Source organism: Propionispora vibrioides (assembly GCF_900110485.1).
In the GTDB taxonomy this organism is placed as follows: domain Bacteria; phylum Bacillota; class Negativicutes; order Propionisporales; family Propionisporaceae; genus Propionispora; species Propionispora vibrioides.
Genome location: NZ_FODY01000003.1, coordinates 166,408 through 183,706, shown reverse-complemented (window position 1 = coordinate 183,706; position 17,299 = coordinate 166,408). Strand labels below are relative to the sequence as shown.

General features: G+C 48.9%; 18 protein-coding genes. 12 read left to right on the top strand and 6 right to left on the bottom strand.

Translation table 11 applies throughout. The features are described from left to right. Window positions 1-54 precede the first annotated feature (54 nt). On the bottom strand, window positions 55-489 hold the full coding sequence (locus BMW43_RS04190) for a MarR family winged helix-turn-helix transcriptional regulator (RefSeq protein ID WP_091744152.1): 435 nt from the start codon (window positions 487-489) through the stop codon (window positions 55-57). Between the two features lie 269 nt (window positions 490-758). On the opposite strand from BMW43_RS04190, the gene BMW43_RS04185 reads away from it, so the two are divergent. Genes BMW43_RS04185 through BMW43_RS04175 form a run of 3 tightly spaced genes read left to right on the top strand, consistent with a single transcriptional unit; the run spans window position 759 to window position 3,752 of the window. Next, a complete protein-coding gene (locus tag BMW43_RS04185) occupies window positions 759-1,835 on the top strand; it encodes an efflux RND transporter periplasmic adaptor subunit (protein ID WP_091744151.1) in 1,077 nt (358 codons plus the stop codon). A 13-nt stretch (window positions 1,836-1,848) separates the two neighbouring features. After that, entirely contained in the window at window positions 1,849-2,523 is a 675-nt protein-coding gene (locus tag BMW43_RS04180) for an ABC transporter ATP-binding protein (RefSeq protein WP_091744150.1), read from the top strand. Between the two features lie 11 nt (window positions 2,524-2,534). Then, entirely contained in the window at window positions 2,535-3,752 is a 1,218-nt protein-coding gene (locus BMW43_RS04175) for an ABC transporter permease (protein WP_091744149.1), read from the top strand. Between the two features lie 427 nt (window positions 3,753-4,179). On the opposite strand, the gene BMW43_RS04170 is transcribed toward BMW43_RS04175, so the two are convergent. Genes BMW43_RS04170 through BMW43_RS04160 form a run of 3 tightly spaced genes read right to left on the bottom strand, consistent with a single transcriptional unit; the run spans window position 4,180 to window position 7,195 of the window. Further along, a complete protein-coding gene (locus tag BMW43_RS04170) occupies window positions 4,180-5,490 on the bottom strand; it encodes a class I adenylate-forming enzyme family protein (protein ID WP_091744242.1) in 1,311 nt (436 codons plus the stop codon). A gap of 5 nt (window positions 5,491-5,495) precedes the next feature. Then, window positions 5,496-6,650, bottom strand: coding sequence for a thiolase family protein (locus BMW43_RS04165; protein WP_091744148.1), 1,155 nt, complete (start codon window positions 6,648-6,650; stop codon window positions 5,496-5,498). After that, window positions 6,647-7,195: a biotin transporter BioY gene (locus BMW43_RS04160; protein ID WP_091744147.1), complete on the bottom strand. Its 549-nt coding sequence runs from the start codon at window positions 7,193-7,195 to the stop codon at window positions 6,647-6,649. Before BMW43_RS04160 ends, BMW43_RS04165 begins: the two co-directional genes overlap by 4 nt. Window positions 7,196-7,422: 227 nt before the next feature. On the opposite strand from BMW43_RS04160, the gene BMW43_RS04155 reads away from it, so the two are divergent. Next, window positions 7,423-7,764: an STAS domain-containing protein gene (locus tag BMW43_RS04155; protein WP_091744146.1), complete on the top strand. Its 342-nt coding sequence runs from the start codon at window positions 7,423-7,425 to the stop codon at window positions 7,762-7,764. Window positions 7,765-8,056: 292 nt separating this feature from the next. Here the strand turns inward: BMW43_RS04155 and BMW43_RS04150 are convergent, their stop codons facing one another. Together BMW43_RS04150 and BMW43_RS04145 are read right to left on the bottom strand one after the other, a co-directional pair. After that, complete coding sequence (locus BMW43_RS04150; RefSeq protein ID WP_091744145.1) at window positions 8,057-8,488, bottom strand: hypothetical protein; 432 nt, start codon at window positions 8,486-8,488, stop codon at window positions 8,057-8,059. 263 nt (window positions 8,489-8,751) lie between these two features. Further along, complete coding sequence (locus BMW43_RS04145) at window positions 8,752-9,507, bottom strand: DeoR/GlpR family DNA-binding transcription regulator (protein ID WP_091744144.1); 756 nt, start codon at window positions 9,505-9,507, stop codon at window positions 8,752-8,754. Window positions 9,508-9,760: 253 nt separating this feature from the next. Here BMW43_RS04145 and BMW43_RS04140 point away from each other — a divergent pair, with 253 nt between their 5' ends. The 8 genes from BMW43_RS04140 (at window position 9,761) to BMW43_RS04105 (ending at window position 17,292) form a co-directional block, all read left to right on the top strand. Next, the gene (locus BMW43_RS04140) at window positions 9,761-10,921 is read left to right on the top strand and encodes an iron-containing alcohol dehydrogenase (RefSeq protein ID WP_439331446.1); all 1,161 of its coding nucleotides are present in this window, start codon (window positions 9,761-9,763) and stop codon (window positions 10,919-10,921) included. 50 nt (window positions 10,922-10,971) lie between these two features. Beyond that, window positions 10,972-11,820 (top strand): class II fructose-bisphosphate aldolase, encoded by an 849-nt coding sequence (locus BMW43_RS04135; RefSeq protein WP_091744142.1) that lies wholly within the window; start codon window positions 10,972-10,974, stop codon window positions 11,818-11,820. A 15-nt stretch (window positions 11,821-11,835) separates the two neighbouring features. Continuing rightward, entirely contained in the window at window positions 11,836-12,867 is a 1,032-nt protein-coding gene (gene iolC / locus BMW43_RS04130; protein WP_091744141.1) for a 5-dehydro-2-deoxygluconokinase, read from the top strand. After that, window positions 12,864-13,652: a 5-deoxy-glucuronate isomerase gene (locus BMW43_RS04125; protein ID WP_091744140.1), complete on the top strand. Its 789-nt coding sequence runs from the start codon at window positions 12,864-12,866 to the stop codon at window positions 13,650-13,652. The genes iolC and BMW43_RS04125 overlap by 4 nt, the downstream gene beginning before the upstream one ends. 140 nt (window positions 13,653-13,792) lie before the next feature. Then, entirely contained in the window at window positions 13,793-14,632 is an 840-nt protein-coding gene (locus BMW43_RS04120) for a sugar phosphate isomerase/epimerase family protein (RefSeq protein WP_091744139.1), read from the top strand. Between the two features lie 57 nt (window positions 14,633-14,689). Next, on the top strand, window positions 14,690-15,583 hold the full coding sequence (gene iolE / locus BMW43_RS04115) for a myo-inosose-2 dehydratase (protein ID WP_091744138.1): 894 nt from the start codon (window positions 14,690-14,692) through the stop codon (window positions 15,581-15,583). A gap of 107 nt (window positions 15,584-15,690) precedes the next feature. Next, window positions 15,691-16,578 (top strand): sugar phosphate isomerase/epimerase family protein, encoded by an 888-nt coding sequence (locus BMW43_RS04110; RefSeq protein WP_091744137.1) that lies wholly within the window; start codon window positions 15,691-15,693, stop codon window positions 16,576-16,578. A gap of 288 nt (window positions 16,579-16,866) precedes the next feature. Then, window positions 16,867-17,292 (top strand): HIT family protein, encoded by a 426-nt coding sequence (locus tag BMW43_RS04105; protein ID WP_091744136.1) that lies wholly within the window; start codon window positions 16,867-16,869, stop codon window positions 17,290-17,292. Window positions 17,293-17,299 lie beyond the last annotated feature (7 nt).

Genomic DNA, 17,299 nt, shown 5'->3' with positions numbered 1-17,299 from the left:
TATTTGATTAAAGAAAAATAAAAGATTGTCGTGTATGCTGATACCGTCATCCCGTTATGGTATTTTATGAATGACGGCATATAAATCAGTAAGGGCGATATGCAGGGCGGTCAAGTCCTCATCGTTCAGGCCGGATAACTTTTCCTGCAGGATGGCAAGTGTTTCCACTTTGCATTTTTCCCGCATTTCGTATCCAGCGGCGGTAAGTACGATGTGAATGATCCGGCGATCTTCCATGTCCGGTTCACGTTTCACCAGGTTTTCCGCCACCAGTTTGTCAACAATCGGGGTCATTTGTTGTTTGGACATAACCAGCTCTTTGGCCAGGGAGGTCATGGTGGTGCCCTTTTTATCACTCAATCTTACCAGCACCCGTATCTGTGCCGGGCTGAGCGGGAGCCTGCTCTGCTGCATGACCGGCCGGACGAAATTTTTTTCAAGCAGGGGGATCAAATGAAATAAGGTTTCCGCAGTTTGACGGTAATCCAAGAAATTCCCTCCTGTAGCATATTTTACATTTGTTGCTAAGATTGACACTGAGATAGGGGAGAGGATAAGATATAATAAACAATTATTAAAGATATAGAATCATGGATATTTCGCAATAGTGAATATTTTCAGAGATAGTGTAACACAAATGGCAGTAAAAGTCGATAGAAGGTAACGTGTCAAAATGGCGGAAAGGAGCGGGAAAAGGCGAGAGGGACAGATGTTTTTCATCGCGGTTTTTTATACAATTTTTAAGCGAGGATTATACTATGCAAATAAGTTGGAAGCCCTTAACGAAACATAAAACATGGATTGTGGTTGTGGCCGTACTGGCTGCTGCGGCAGCCGGCGGCGCGGTTTACTATCAAAAGAGCAGTACGCCGGTGGTTAAAGAAAGCACGACGGCAGTGAGCCGTGGCGACGTACAAGAGACGGTTTCAGCTACTGGCACCATATCGGCGGTTAATTCGGTAGAGATTAGTTCACGGGTAACAGGGTTGATTTCTGAAATGAAGGTGCAGGAGAACGATCTGGTAAAAGCCGGTCAGGTATTGCTTGTCCTGGATGATACGACCTTGCGGGCGCAATTGTCGCAATACCAGGCACAACTGCAAAATTACGCAGCCATTTATGAACGCGGCAAAAAGCTGGCTTCCGTAGGTGGTTTATCCACTCAGGAGCTGGAGGCGGAGCGGACCAATTACTTAGTGGCCCAGTCAACCTACAACAATTACGCGGCGCAACTTGATTATTATGTAATCAAATCTCCCATTGACGGCGTGGTTGTCGGTAAACCGACCCCGGCCGGCCAAACTGTGGCCCAGGGTATTTCCAGTCCGCAGGTCATCATGACTGTAGCGGATATGTCTAAAATGCAAATCAAAGTGCTGGTCGATGAAACGGATATTGGCAAGATCAAGGTGGGGCAGAATGTGACGTTTACAGTCGATGCCTATACCGATACGACCTTTAACGGCAAAGTGACCAGTATTTCCAAAAGTGCGACCACTTCGTCCAATGTCGTTTACTATCCTGTCTATGTGGATGTAGATCAGACCCAGGGGCTGCTATATCCGACGATGACTGCCAGAGTAAATATTATTACCGGTCAAAGCACCAATGCCATGCTTGTGCCGCTGGCGGCGGTGAAGGATAATGGCGGGCAAAAATATGTACAGGTCATGGTCAATGGCAAAGTGGAAGATGTGCCGGTACAAGTTGGTTTAAGCGATGATCAGCATAGCGAAATTATAAGCGGACTCCAGGAAGGGGCCCAAGTGGTTATACCTGCTGCCAAAGCCGCTATCACCAAAACTCAGAATCAGCATCAGGGACCTCCGCTATAAGGAGGGCTAAAACATGATTGATTTAACGGATGTTACCAAAACCTATGTGATGGGTGATTCGACAGTGTACGCATTGGCAGGCGTTAGCTTATCGATTGCTGAAGGGGAGTTTGCCGCCATCACCGGCCCTTCGGGTTCGGGAAAATCGACTTTGATGAATATTCTTGGCTGCCTTGACCGCCCGACCAGTGGCTCCTACCGGCTGGATGGGCAGGAAGTGGCCGCTTTAAGTGACGACCAATTGGCCTGGACCCGCAATAAGAAAATAGGGTTTGTATTTCAGAATTTTAACTTGCTGACCAAACTGTCGGCTTTGCAGAATGTAGCATTGCCGTTGGTATATGCCGGTGTCGAAAAGACGCAGCGCCTGGAAAAGGCGGCACAGGCCCTGGCTCGTGTGGGGCTGGAAGAACGTAAACATCATCTGCCGACTGAACTGTCCGGTGGACAGCGGCAGAGGGTTGCCATTGCCAGGGCGCTGATTAACGATCCGGCCATTGTTATTGCCGACGAACCGACAGGCAATTTGGATACCAAATCCAGCCTGGAGATTATGGATATTTTTTGCCGGTTACATGAGCAGGGCCGTACGATTATCATGGTAACCCATGAACCGGACATTGCCGCCTATGCCAAACGGGTGATCCATGTCCGGGATGGAAATATTACCAGAGATGAATGCAATTAGGGGGTGGGAGCATGTTCTGGGAAAGTGTTTCTATTGCCTTTGAAGGATTGAAGACCAATAAGCTCCGCTCCATTCTCACTATGCTGGGCATTATTATCGGTGTTGGCGCCGTAATCGCCATGGTTTCCATCGGCCTCGGCGTCCAGCAGAAGGTACAAAGTTCAATTGCCAGCCTGGGCAGCAATCTGCTCATTGTCATGCCGGGAGCTAACTCGCCGTCCGGCGGAGTGCGCCTGGCGGCCGGCTCGAATATCACGCTGACCAATCAGGACGCTAAAGCTATTGCCCGGGAAATCTCCGGGGTAAGTTATGTAGCTCCTACCGTAAGTCAACAGTATCAAATTGTTTACGGCAATCAAAACTGGAAAACCAGCGTACAGGGGACAACACCGGAGTTTTTGGACATACGTAACTATACGGTGGCGGCGGGCAGCTTTTTTAATACCAGCGACGACAATTCCCGGGCCCGGGTAGCTGTACTGGGCAACACGGTAGCTACCAATCTGTTTGGCAATGTCAGTCCGGTGGGCAAGACTATCCGTATCGGCAGCGCCCCGTTCCGGGTGATCGGGGTATTGGCGACCAAAGGGCAGTCGTCTATGGGGCAGGACCAGGATGATTTGATTCTGGTGCCGTTGACCACCGCTCAGGATCGTATGATCGGGATTACCTATGTAAACTCCATCAGTATTCAGGTGGAAAATGAGAAGGTTATTGATAAAGTGCAGGAAGATGTTACTGCATTGCTGCGGACCCGGCATCATCTGGCCGCCGGCGTAGACGATGATTTTTCGGTGCGCAATTTGGCGGCGATTATGGCTACGGCCCAGGAAACCACAGGGATGATTACCTTGCTGCTGGGCATTATTGCCTCCATATCGCTGCTGGTGGGCGGCATCGGCATCATGAACATCATGCTGGTGTCGGTTACCGAGCGTACCAGGGAGATCGGTATCCGCAAATCGCTGGGCGCTACCTATCGAAGCATCTTGATGCAGTTTTTGATTGAAGCCATCGTGATCAGTGTGGCCGGTGGATTGGTTGGGATCGGACTTGGGGTGGCCAGCGCCAAAATTGTGTCCATGGTTGCCGGCTGGAATACCGTTATTTCCGTCCTGGCCATTGCGGCCGCTTTTGGAGTTTCGGTGATGATCGGTCTGTTTTTCGGCATCTACCCGGCGCGCAAAGCCGCGCTGCTTGATCCCATTGATGCATTGCGGTTTGAGTAGAATAGGAGAGTCCCGCCTGGCCATATATTGGCCGGCGGGACTTTTATCTTTGTTGCTGTTAGATTTTTTGTTCTGATAATCGGTCGGTTTTCTTAAAACTTTGCCCGATACTTTTGTCATGATACAAAGTATCCAAAAAATCTAGGTCCGACACTCCAAAAGACTTGGAAAGGTGGGGCTTTCCAGCCTACGGCACGTCTTTTTCCGTAACGGACCGGAAAAGCCTCCGTGCATTGGGCGTTAGGGCGTGTTTCCGAATTGTTCGAAACGTTCCTCTGTCAGCATCCTGTGGACCGCTTTTTTCCGTAATAGGCCGGAAAGGCTTCTCGTTTAGATCATATAAGGTTTTAACTAAACAGTATAGATATACTTTTGCTATGGCGCAAAGTGATAGGCGTTAGAAAGTCGATGAAGAAAACTATCATATCTACATGTTTTTTAAACGCAGGCGGTCGATTTTGCCGGTTGTCGTCAGCGGCATTTCCGGGACAAAGATAATCCGCTGTGGGTGGCAGTGGGGCAGCAGTTGCCTGTGGCAAAAATCAAGTACCTGGGCTGTCGTCAGTGACGGCGCCACCAGCCAGGCATAGATCTTTTCCCCCCGCAAGGCGTCGCTAACACCGGCGACACAGGCCTGAACAATGCCGGGACAGGTGAGCAGCACCTGCTCCACCTGCTCCGGGATGACCTTGACGCCGCCGGTATTGATGAGTCCGTTTTTTCTCCCCCATAGATAGAGAAAGCCGTTTTCATCCAATTCGCCCAGGTCGCCGACCGAGGCTTCCGGCTGATAAGCGGGAGCAAGATAGGGGCTTTTGACCCAAATAGTCTGATCTGCCCTGATGGTAATGGTTACACCGGGGAACGCTTTGCCTACTGCTGTCGGATGGGCAAGGATATCTTCCGCCAGCAGATAGCTTATATGGCCAAGCTCACTGGCGCCATAATATTCGCAGATTTGGGCTGACGGAAAATAGATCAGCAGGCGTTCTAACGTCGCTAGGTCCATTTTGGCGCCTGCCGTCACCAACGATGTGATGGCTGTCAGCGGAGCGTTTAGCGCGTGGAGCAGCCGTTTGTAATTGGCCGGCACCATAAATAAAGCGCTGATTTGACAATCGGTGATTTCCTGTACCCAGGTGCGCGGCATACCTGACGAAGCAAAGACGACGGTGCCGCCTTCCGTCAGCAGGTGGAGGCAGGCGTTCAGGTTGGCCGTATAGACAAGCGAACCGGCCAGGTAGAGTGTGGCAGCACCGCTTAATTTAAATATCCGGCTCTGGGCGGCGAAAGCACTGACCCAGCTTGCGTGGCTGCGCCAAATGATCTTAGGGGTGCCTGTGGTGCCGGAGCTGAGCGCACCCAGGAAACAGTCCTGCGGCAGGATTCGGGGCAGGCTGCCGGCCTGTGTTGCTGGCAGTCTGTAGTGGCTGTCAATGCAAAGGTGAATGTTCTGAGAATGTAGTAAACGGGCGCATAATTCATCACTGGTAGCGGCGTCGGCCAGCAGACAAATTCCTCCCGCCTTGATAATGGCAAAAAAATAAAGCAATTGTTCCAGGGGGCGGGCCAGCTTGATTAGCACGACCTCTTTGGGCTTAATTTGCGTTGCCAGACAACGGGCCATTTCGTCGGTCTGTTCCGCCAACTGCCGGTAAGTCAGGTGTTGGCTGCCCCAGATCAGACAAGGTTTATCGGGAAATGAAAGCGGTGAGCAGAGAAAACGATGAATTAGCATAGCCATCAGCACCTTTCCAGCAGGGTGGCCGTGCCCAGACCGCCGACCGCTCCGATGGCGGCAATGCCGTAGCGCCCCTCGGTTTGCTGCAGTGCCTTTACCAGATGCAGCAAGATAATAGCCCCCGAGGCCCCGTAAGGATGGCCGTAGGCCAAGGCGCCGCCCAGACGGTTTACTTTTTCCAGGGGCAGGTCAAGTGCCTGGCAACAGGCCAGTATTTTGACGGCAAAGGCTTCGTTGATTTCCACCGAATCAATGGCTTCCAGCGGCAGGCCGCTGGCGGCCAGTAACTTTCCTATAGCGGCCACCGGGGATAAAGGAAAGAGGTTGGGATCATAGCCGCAGGTAGCATGAGCCGTCAGGACGGCCTGCGGCTTTAACCGGTAATTGCGTAACGCCTGTTCGGAAGCTAACAGGATGACGGCGGCGCCGTCATGTTTTAGACAGGTATTGCCGGCGGTAATACGGCCGTCCGGTCGAAATACCGCCGGCATTCTGGCAAGCAGGCGCGGGGTTAAGGACGGACGAATGCATTCATCGTCCCGGATGAGCTGGTCTTTTTGGTTGACGGGAACGATGATGTCGGCTAGCAGTCTTTTGCTCTGGGTGCGGGCGGCCTTCTGATGGCTTTCCCAGGCCCAGCGATCCATAGCTTCCCGGGAAATGTTCAGTTGCTCCGCCAGATTTTCTGCCGCTTCTCCTACGGAAGGATTGCCGACCGTAGGTGGTGAAAAGGGGGCCTGTTCATAAAAGTCATCAGGGCCTGTGAAACGCGGATCGGCAGGATGGAACTGCCTTTTGGGAGCCAGGCTGGTACTTTCCAGGCCGCCGGCCAGAATCAGGTCGGCCTCGCCGGCGCGGATTTGGCTGCAAGCCAAATGAATGGCACTCAGGCCGGAGCCGCACTGAGCATCTACGGTCAAGGCGGGGATGGCATAGGGCCAGCCGGCCTCCAGCACAGAAACCCTGGCGATATTGCCGCCAGGGCCTACAGCGTTTCCTAAAATAACTTGGTTGATGGCGGCCGGTGATAAATGATAGGCAGCAAGTGTGTTATGTAATACGGCAGCAGCCAGTTTCTCCGGCAGAAACTGTTTTAGTCTGCCGCCTGTCTTGCCGATGGGAGTTCGGCAGCCGCCAATGAGATAGACGGTATTCATGATGTTGCCTTAGCTCCGGGTAAATGCCTGGCAACGGCGGAACCCACCAGGGTGGCGATAATTACTTTGAACAGATCGCCTGGGATGTATGGCAGGGCACCTACGGTTATGGCCTTGGCTAAAGGCATACCGGTAACCGTGCTTAGCCAGCATACGCCCAGAATATAAACAAGACCGATTCCGCCGGCGATATTGGCGGCCGCCAGATGCCACAGCTTACCGTTTTGGCGCCGCATGAAGGCAATCAGGATGGCTGCTGCCCAAAAACCCAGCAGATATCCGCCGCGGGGACCGAGCAAGATGCCGACACCTGCGGTGCCGCCGGCAAAGACGGGTACGCCGGCAACGCCGAGCAGCAGAAAGGTCAACAGGGCCAGATTGGCCTGACGTGCTGTCAATATGCTGCCGGCCAGCATAACCCCCAGAGATTGGCCGGTAACAGGAACCGGGCTAAAGGGCAGGGGAATGGAAAGGAACCCTAATACACTAATCAAGGCGGCGAACATAGCCGCATAAATAAAATCGGTTAGTTTGTTTTTATTCATGCTGTATTCCTCCTAAATTCGGGGCAATTGAGTAAGATAGTTACTAAAAAAGTGTAAGACATGTCCAAATGATTGTCAACTAATCTGCTGCATATAGTTAACGTCGGAGAAAAATTTAAAAATTTTCAGGAATATAGCAGGAATCTGGCGCTTTTGTTTAGAAATTAGTTTGTAAAAGTGTCTTCCAAATTCTCCAAATTCAGGCAAGTTGAACGGTGTAAACCTGGATGAATAGTGAAAGCGGGGTATTGCTGTTGGACAGGCAGATTGAAGTGCAGCAAGAGCGGATTCTGGTGGAACTGAAAGGTTGTATGTATGAGGATCATGCTGCCCTGTTGGGACAGGAGCTGTCCAATTATGTCAGCCGCGGTTACAATACCTATATTATTGATATGAGCAGTCTGGATTATATTGACAGTTCAGGCATCGGCGTGCTGATGGCCATCAACAAGCTGTCGCAGCGTTCGGGCGGGAGTGTCACTTTGCAGGGCCTGAAGGGAACTGTACGGGAACTGTTTGAGATTACCCATCTGAACAAGGTGTTTAAGCTGCAGCAGGTTTCTTGCTAGCCGGCAGTATGCTGCGGATGGCGGTATTGCGGTATTATTGTAAATAAAAATAAGTCCTAAATAAGACCGGTGCCGGTTTACCAATAAGGTGAACCGGCACCGGTCTTATTTTATGTGTCTGGCAGATGAGGTACTGGTACTTTGCGTCACTTAAATCATAAGAAAGGCTTGTCAGAATTTTTTCGTCCTCCAAGGCGGAGAAACCGCACCTATCGGACCTATGTAAGGCGACGACAACAAAGTGGGACGGAAAAAACTGCAAGATGATCTATGTATTTAAGTGACACAAGGACTAGATATTGACGTCGATAATGGCAGAGACGCCTACCCCATTTACGCGGGAGAAATTGGTGACACTTTTGGCATTAACCGGGACAAGCGCTTTTACCCGGAACTGGCGGCCGTTAAATTCGCCTTCCATTTGAATGACGGCTTCTGTCTGATCGACCAGTTCCTGAGAGCCAATTACCTGTGCGGCGCCAAGGTAGCCTCCGTTGCCTAAGGAGAGAATGGGAACGACTTTCGTGGCAAAATCGCTGCCGGCTCCATGCTTGAAGGTCAGTGTATTAATGAAATTGTTTAACGGATCGGCAAACTTGCTGATGAGGACGGAGATGCCGCCGACCTTCAAAATATCTCCTAAACTAAAAGCCTGCGTGACAGGTACGGCTGTTACCGATAACAGGCAAATGAGCAATAGACCGCTGACAAAACGTTTTTTCATGCTGCTGCTCCTCTCGTAATAGATAAACCGGAAATCTACGGGATGCTATGGAAATATCACTCTCCTTGCGGCAGCCGGATAGTAAGAGTACTTGTCATGATCCTTATTAGGCTTGTCACAGTACTACAAGGAGCATAGCAGGAAACTATGACAGAAATATGACGGAAACAGCAGATTCTTACAGTAAAGTAATGGAAAAAGCGCATGCAATAAGCTGCATGCGCTTTTTTAGTATGTTTTGACAGTAAAAGAAGTGCTACCAATCAAGGAGTTAGAATACCGACGTTATGGGATTGGAAAAATTCAACATATTCTTCGGGCGGAAGCTGATCGGAAACAAAATAATCAAACTCCTCCAGTTTCGCGTAAGTCATTAAAGCGGCGATGTTAATCTTGGTGTGATCAATCAATAACACCTTTACGGCACTGTTGGCCATAATATGTTTTTTAGTCTCCGATTCTAACGGAGAAATGTTGGTTGCTCCTCTGGTCAGGGATATGCCGGTCGATGCCAGAAAGGCTTTGGTAATGTTGTAATTTTCGATGGAACGGATGGCCGATGTGCCGGTGAAAGAGTAGGCCTCCCGGAACAGTTCGCCGCCGGTGGAAATAACCCGCAAATTGGGCATGAATAAAGCGGCTACGATGACATGAAGATTTGGGGTTATGATGGTTATATTTTCCTTGTCCTTAAGGAAGGGGATAATATGTTTCGTAGTAGTACCGGAATCAATAAAAATGACATCACCGTTTTCGACAAGATCGCCGGCCAGTTTACCGATAAGTTCTTTTGCATCCTGATTGGCAATTTCACGGGATTCAAATACTTCCACGTTCTTCTTAGAGTTTATGGTAATACCGCCATAGACCTTTTTGATCAAACCCTTTTTTTCTAATTCGGCGATATCGCGGCGAATGGTATTCTTAGAGACTTTAAACATATCGCATAAGTGGTCTAAGGATACGTTTTCAACTTCTTGTACATATTTTTCAATTTCATTAATTCTATTGAATTTCATTGTTTTTGCCTCGCTTATCAATCTATTAAATTTAATTATAAAGGATTATGCACAAAGGCACAAGTGTATGCTATGAACTTTTGGTGATTTTTTGATTATTTCTTTAATTGATTATGTGTATTTGCCAACAAGTAAATAAATTATTATTAAAATCTAAAAGGTAATTGACAGACATTATAATTGCGTAGTATATTGTAATCAAAATATAACCAAGAATTACTCAAAAATGAAAAAAGTCAATGATGGACAGGGAGTGAGTAGGTTGAATCAAATATTTCTTATGCCACCTAAAGTTTTATCAGGAATAGGGGCAATCGGCCAGTTGAAAGAGCATATTGGCGGCAAGGGAACCAAGGCACTGCTTGTGACTGATGCCATGATGGTGCAAATCGGCAATTCCCAAAAGGTAACCACCGTATTGGAAGAAGCCGGGATTGATTATTGTTTGTATGCGGAAGTAAACAGTGAACCTACCGATGAAATGGTTAAAAAGGGTGTTCAACTGTTTAACTCCGAGCAATGTGATTTTATTATTGCCCTGGGGGGCGGGAGTCCGATTGATGCAGCGAAGGCCATTGGCTTCATGTCGGTCAATGGCGGGGAAATCAGCTCTTATCTGAAAAAAGTGATTACCACGCCGATTCCCTATCTCGTGGCTGTGCCGACAACGGCAGGAACCGGGTCGGAGGCTACTCAGTTTACGATCATCACAGATACCCAAAAGGATGTAAAAATGCTGTTGCGCGGCCCGGCGTTGATGCCCCAGTTGGCTGTGGTTGACCCGGCCTTTAGCCTGACGACACCGCCTAAAGTGACCGTGGCTACCGGGATTGACGCTTTGACCCATGCCATTGAGGCCTATTCGTCCCGGCAGGCGCAGCCTTTATCCGATGTGTTTGCCTTGTCGGCAGTCAAACGTATTTATCATAATTTGAAGGTAGTCTATAAAGACGGCGGTAATGTGGAGGCGCGGTATCAAATGTCGCTGGCCGCCTTGGAAGCCGGTATTGCCTTTAATAATTCCTCGGTTACCCTGGTGCATGGGCTGAGCCGTCCGATTGGCGCTTTGTTTCACGTACCTCATGGCTTGTCCAATGCCATTCTGCTTACCAAATGTCTGGAATTTGCCGTGCCGGGAAATACGAGAAGATTTGCTGAAATTGCCAAGACGATAAACCTGTGTTCGCCTGATGCGAAAGTGGAGGAAGCGGCTGGCCGGCTTATCGAAGCGGTAGCAGATTTTTGCAGGGATCTGGGGGTTCCTTCCGTCCAGGAATTAAAAATAGATAAAGAAGAGTTTTACAAGAATCTAAACAAAATGGCGGAAGATGCCCTGGACAGCGGCAGCCCGGCCAACACCTTTAGAATACCGACAAAAGAACAAATCATGGAAATATACAAACAATTATGGTAAGCCGTACAAAATATTCAACATAAAGTGGCGCTCAGAAAAGGAGGAGGAAGATGTCTTTAGTTACACTGGAGCAAATACTAAAACAAGCAAAAGCCGGGCGGTATGGCATTGGCGCTTTCAACGTGGCGAACATGGAAATGGTTATGGGAGCCATAGAAGCGGCGGAAGAACTTAACTCGCCGATCATCCTTCAAGTGGCGGAGGGCCGTTTGAGGTATTCCCCCCTGCCGCTCATTGGCCCGGTGATGGTAGCCGCGGCCAAAGCGGCAAAAGTTCCGGTAGCCGTGCACTACGACCATGGCTTTGATCTTGCTTTGATCAAGCAGGCGTTGGAACTTGGCTTCTCTTCGGTCATGTTTGACGGCTCCCATGGTCCCCTGGACCAAAACATAGAGACAACCAGGAAAGTTATGACCCTGGCGGCGGAATTCGGCGCTTCGGTAGAAGCCGAGATTGGCAAGGTCGGCGGCAGTGAAGGCGACTATGCCGGTGTGGAAATCATGATCACCTCGGTAGAAGACGCAAAACGCTTCTACGCCGAGACTCAGGTCCACGCCCTGGCGGTAGCCATCGGTACGGCCCACGGAGAATATAAGGTCGAGCCTAACCTGCGGTTTGACCGGTTGCAGGAAATTCATGACCAGGTCGCCGTGCCGCTGGTGCTGCATGGCGGTTCCGGCCTGTTAGCCGGCGACTTTAGAAGAGCCATTACTCATGGTGTTTCCAAAGTAAATATTGCCACAGCCTCATTTCAAAGCATCGTAAAACGGATGTATGCGATATTCTCGGATAACCAGGGAGTTACCTACTTCCAGCTTCATGACGCCATACGGCAGGCAACGTACGAAAATGTCAAAGAACATATCTGCATTTTCGGCAGTAACAACCAGTGTAAATAAAGGAGGAACCCGGACATGAATCACATCCAGTTTGATGCCACAAAACCTATGGACATAATCCCCGTAGGCAGAGCAACCATTGACCTTAACCCCAACGAGCTACACCGACCGCTGTACGAAGTAGCCACCTTTTCCATGTACCTGGGCGGATCACCGGCCAATATCGCCGTAGGCATGGCCCGGTTAGGAAAAAAAGTCGGTTTCCTGGGCAAAGTATCGAATGACCAATTTGGCCAATTCATCAAAGGTTATTTCCAAAAAGAAGGCGTCGACACCTCGCAGCTTTCGGCAGCCCAAAATGGCGAGTCTCTCGGATTGACCTTCACGGAAATACTCAGTCCGACCGAAAGCCGCATCCTGATGTACCGCAACCAAGTGGCCGACCTGCAGCTATCGACGGAGGACGTGTCCGAAGAATACATTAAAAACTCAAAAATCCTGTTAATCTCAGGTACAGCCTTGGCAACCAGCCCGTCCCGGGAAGCCTGCTTCCTAGCCATGAAATATGCCAAAAAACACGGAACTATCGTTATCTTTGATATTGACTACCGCAGTTATACCTGGAAATCCAAAGAAGAAATCTCTGTCTACTACTCGCTGGCCGGTAAAATGAGCGATATTATTATCGGCTCCCGCGAAGAATTTGACCTGATGGAAATTCTGGAGGCAGAAAATACCGTCAAAGGCCATCAACTGGCGGAACAATATTTAGGCTATGGCAATAAAATTGCGATCATCAAATACGGGAAAAAAGGCTCGATTGCCTATTGCAACGACCGGCGGGCGTATAAAGTCGATTCCTTCTCCATTAAGCTGTTAAAATCATTCGGCGGCGGCGATGCCTACGCGTCTGCCTTTATCTACGGACTTTTGGAGAATTGGGATGTCCCCAAGGCGTTGGAATTTGCCACGGCTTCCGCATCGATGGTGGTAGCCAGCCATAGTTGTTCGGCGGCGATGCCTAAAGCGGCGGATATTCAAAAATTTATTGCCGAACGGACTGAGAAGGTCATTACAGAAATTAGATGGAGAGATGATGTAGAGTGATTGGTTATTTGAACGGTGTTAAGCATGGGTATAATACGATAACGGAAGCGGCCAATAGACAGCATAACATGCTGATGGATATTGGCTTATGTTCCTGGAAGGCAGAGGATACGGAGGTGTTTTTAGACAGTGAGCAGGAGACGGCATTTTTGCTGTTATCCGGCAAACTGGCTATTAGCTGGGAAGGCAAAGAACAAATTATAGAAAGACATTCTTTGTTCGACGAAAGCCCCTGGTGCCTTCATATTCCCCGGAATACGGAAGTGGAAATCCTGGCAATCAGCGATTGCGAGATGATTGTGCAGAAAACCAAGAATGAAACCGCCTTTGACAGCAAGCTGTATAGACCGGAAGACTGCCGCTGTGATCAATTTGGCAAGGGTGTATGGAACGAAACGGCGCTTAGGATTGTCCGGACGGTGTTTGATTATTCCAACGCGCCTTACTCTAATTTAGTCGTCGGTGAGGTTATTAACTATCCGGGGCGATGGTCCAGCTATATACCGCATCACCATCCGCAGCCGGAAGTATACTTTTACCGCTTCGATAAACCGCAGGGCTTTGGTTTCTCAATGATCGGCGAAGATGTGTTCAAGATTAAGCATAACAGTTTTTCCCTAATAACGGGTGGACTGGTCCATCCGCAGGTAACCGCACCGGGCTATGCCATGTATTATTGTTGGATGATCCGTCATTTGCCCGGTAATCCCTGGACCGACCGGATTAACGATGAAGCGCATACCTGGTTACTGAAGCCGGATGCTGCCATTTGGTCTCCTGAGTAAGCAAGCTGAAGTTTTAACTAAAGACGATCGAATAGTTTACAAAATGGTTGCTTTCTTAACAGTTGGAAAACTACTGACGAATGAGTTCTGTATACGGCCGGTGCCTGACGCCGGACTAATATGATAGGGGGAGAAAGTAAATGAAATTGTGTTTTAACCAGGCGACAACGATGAAAAAGTCATCCTTGGTGACCGATTTGGAGCTGTGTGAAAAAAACGGGTACGATTATATTGAAATCCGGACGATGGATAAATTGAAGGATTATTTACAAACCCATAGCCTGGATGATCTGGCCGGCTATTTTGCCAAAAGCCATATCAAACCGTTTGCCTTTAATGCCCTGGTGTTTTTTAATAACCGGGATGAGGCCGGGTATAAGGAAATAAAAGAAGAATTGCAGTACCTGTGTGAAGCGGGGCAGAAAATTGGCTGCAAGAACATCGTGGTTGTGCCGCTGGTAGGTCCGGAAAAGTTTACGAAAACGCAAATAAAGGAAAGTTCCGTAACCGTATTACGGGAATTGGCCGCTATTGCAAAACCCTATGGCATCCGTTTGGCCGTTGAATTTGTCGGACATCCGCAGTGTACCATTAATACATTCGGCCAGGCTTATGACATCGTAAAGACGGTAGACCGGGATAATGTGGGCTTGGTGCTGGATTGCTTCCATTTCCATGCCATGGGTTCAAGAATAGAAGATCTGCGGCAAGCCGAGGGGTCTAAAATTTTTATCCTGCACATTGACGATACCGAGGACTTTCCCATTGGCAGCCTGACGGACGAGGACAGGTTATGGCCAGGCCAGGGAGCCATTGACCTGGATGCTATTTTACAAACCTTAAAAGATATCGGTTATTCTGATATGGTATCGGTTGAATTATTCCGTCCGGAATATTATGAGCTTGCTATTGAGGATGCCATCAAAATCGGCAAGAACACCACCCAAGCCGTGGTTGGGCGGTATTTTACCTTAGGATAATCTTGTAGCCAGCAACCCGTGCTATAGAAAGAACTGATGAATTGGGGAGGAAACAATATGTTCAATCGGGAGAAGGTTAAGCTGGGCATTGCGCCAATTGCCTGGACCAATGACGATATGCCGGAGCTTGGGAAGGAAAATACCTTTGAGCAGTGTATCAGTGAGATGGCTTTAGCCGGTTTTACCGGGACGGAAGTGGGCGGTAAATATCCCAAGGATGTCGAGGCTTTGCACAAAGCGCTTTCTCTGCGCGGCTTGCAGATTGCCAGCGCCTGGTTTAGTTCTTATTTGACCACCCAGCCTTATGAAGAAACCGAAAAGGCTTTTATTGCCCACCGAGATTTTCTGCACGCTATGGGAGCCGGTGTAGTTGTCGTATCGGAACAGGGCTATAGCATTCAGGGAAAAGATATACCCATATTTGAGGGAAAACATTACTTGAGCGATGCGGCCTGGTCGTCGTTCGCCGAAGGGCTGAACCGCTTAGGTGCCTTAGCCAAAGCGAAGGGCATGAAGCTGGTGTATCACCATCACATGGGAACGGTGGTGCAGACTACGGAAGAAATAGACCGGTTGATGAAGTTGACCGATGACAATTTAGTGTATCTTTTGTTTGATACCGGCCATTTAGTCTATTCCGGTGAAAACCCGATCGCTATTTTGGAAAAATACGTAAAGCGCATCAAACACGTGCATCTTAAGGATATACGGCCTGAAATAAGAAATAAGGTCAAACAGGAAAAGCTTAGCTTTCTCCAGGGCGTTCGGGCCGGAGCTTTTACCGTACCGGGCGATGGCTGCATTGATTTTGTGCCGCTATGCAAGCTGTTGGCGCAAAATGATTACGAAGGCTGGCTGCTGGTTGAGGCCGAACAGGACCCTGCGCTGGCCAATCCCTTTGAGTACGCCGTGAAAGCCCGGAAATATCTAAAGGAAAAGATAGGAATCTGATAAAGAAAGCGCTTATTAGAGACAGTCAACAGCATACGGATTATTTTAACCGGTAAAAATGTAGCCGCGTCCTTCTTTTATAAAGGACCGGAGCGAGGAGGAACTTTATGAAAATTGCTTTTGATGTTGACGTGCTGGCTAAGCAGATGAGCATCCGTGACATGGTTCATCAGGTTGCCGATTGGGGTTATAAGTATATTGAGCAATCACCGCATCCGCGGATTAATCCGTTCTATAAGCATCCGTTATTCTCCAGAGAGTGTGAGGCGGAATACCGCAAAGCACTGGCTGAAACCGGGGTTGAGATATCTTCCTTTATTGTGGTTTACCGCTGGTCCGGGCCTACGGAAGAGCAGCGCAAAATGGCGGTGGCTAACTGGAAAAAAATAGTAGAAATTGCCGTAAATATGGGCGTTCAGGTTATCAATACCGAACTGTCCGGTGATCCCAGTCAGCAGGAAATTTGCAACGGCATGTGGTTCCGCTCGGTGGATGAGCTGCTGCCGCTCTTTGAAAAAGAAGGAATCCGGGTGGAAATACAGTCTCACCCTTATGATTTTTGCGAACTTAATAATGAAACCTGCGATCTTGTGAAATCCTACCGGTCTGATCATTTGAAGTATGTATATTCAGCCCCGCACGGTTTCTTTTATGATCAAGGCAAAGGTGACGTGCGGTCCATGCTGACTTATGCCGGGGATGATTTGTCGCATGTCCTGTTTGCCGATACCATGAACCAGACGATGGATTGCCGTTATATTGTAAATCCGCCGGGGATACACGCTACTATTCATCAGCATTTGGGGTTAGGTGAAGGGGAAGTTGATTTTGACGGCATCTTTAGCACCCTGCGGGAAATGAAATTTGCCAATAAAACCTTTAAAGTCGGCGGCGAATCCATTGCCTGCGTATCCTTGTTCGGCTATCCGGAAAAAATGGCCAAACAGGCACCGGAAGCCCGGGAACGGATTGAAAGAGAACTGCTTGGCAAGTAATAGGGTATCACTGTGCTGACCTCTTAGGCTATTTGTGACTTTCTTTTTGTCTTCTTTGCTAACGGAATGGTTGGTGTGGAGCCCGGTGCAAGTATGTACCGGAGACCAAAGAACGTATGCGGGAAAAATAGGAAGCTGATTTGCCTAAATGGGAAAAACCTAATCGGGCTGTACAGGCACAGCGAATTCTAAATAGGCTGGTAAACGTGGACTGGGCAGGCGGCGTGGTCATGCTGCCTGCCGGTCTATAGGCTGACAGGCCTGCCGGTAAAATCAGGAGGAAAACCGATGAGCTATGAATCAACTTGTTTTCATTGCACCAAGGACCAGCGGCTGCAGGATTTAATGATTGAAATTGCCGAGCTGCCCCAGTCAACCTTATATCTGTTTAAAGAACAAACCTATCGCGGTAGGTGCCTGTTATCCTTTAAGGGGCATAAAGGCGGGTTAACCGAGCTGGAACCTAAGGAATTCACACAATATATGCAAGATCTTGCCCAAGCTGCTAAGGCTGTGCAGAAAGTGTTTAATCCCCAGAAGATTAACTACGGAGCCTATTCCGATACCCTGGCGCATCTTCACTTTCACATCGTGCCGAAATATGAGAATGGCTACTCCTGGGGCAGTACCTTTGAAATGATGCCGGAAAATAAAATGTGGCTTAGCGAGACGCAGTATTCGCAACTGGTTGAGTCGATTAGAGCAAATCTATAAGGCATCA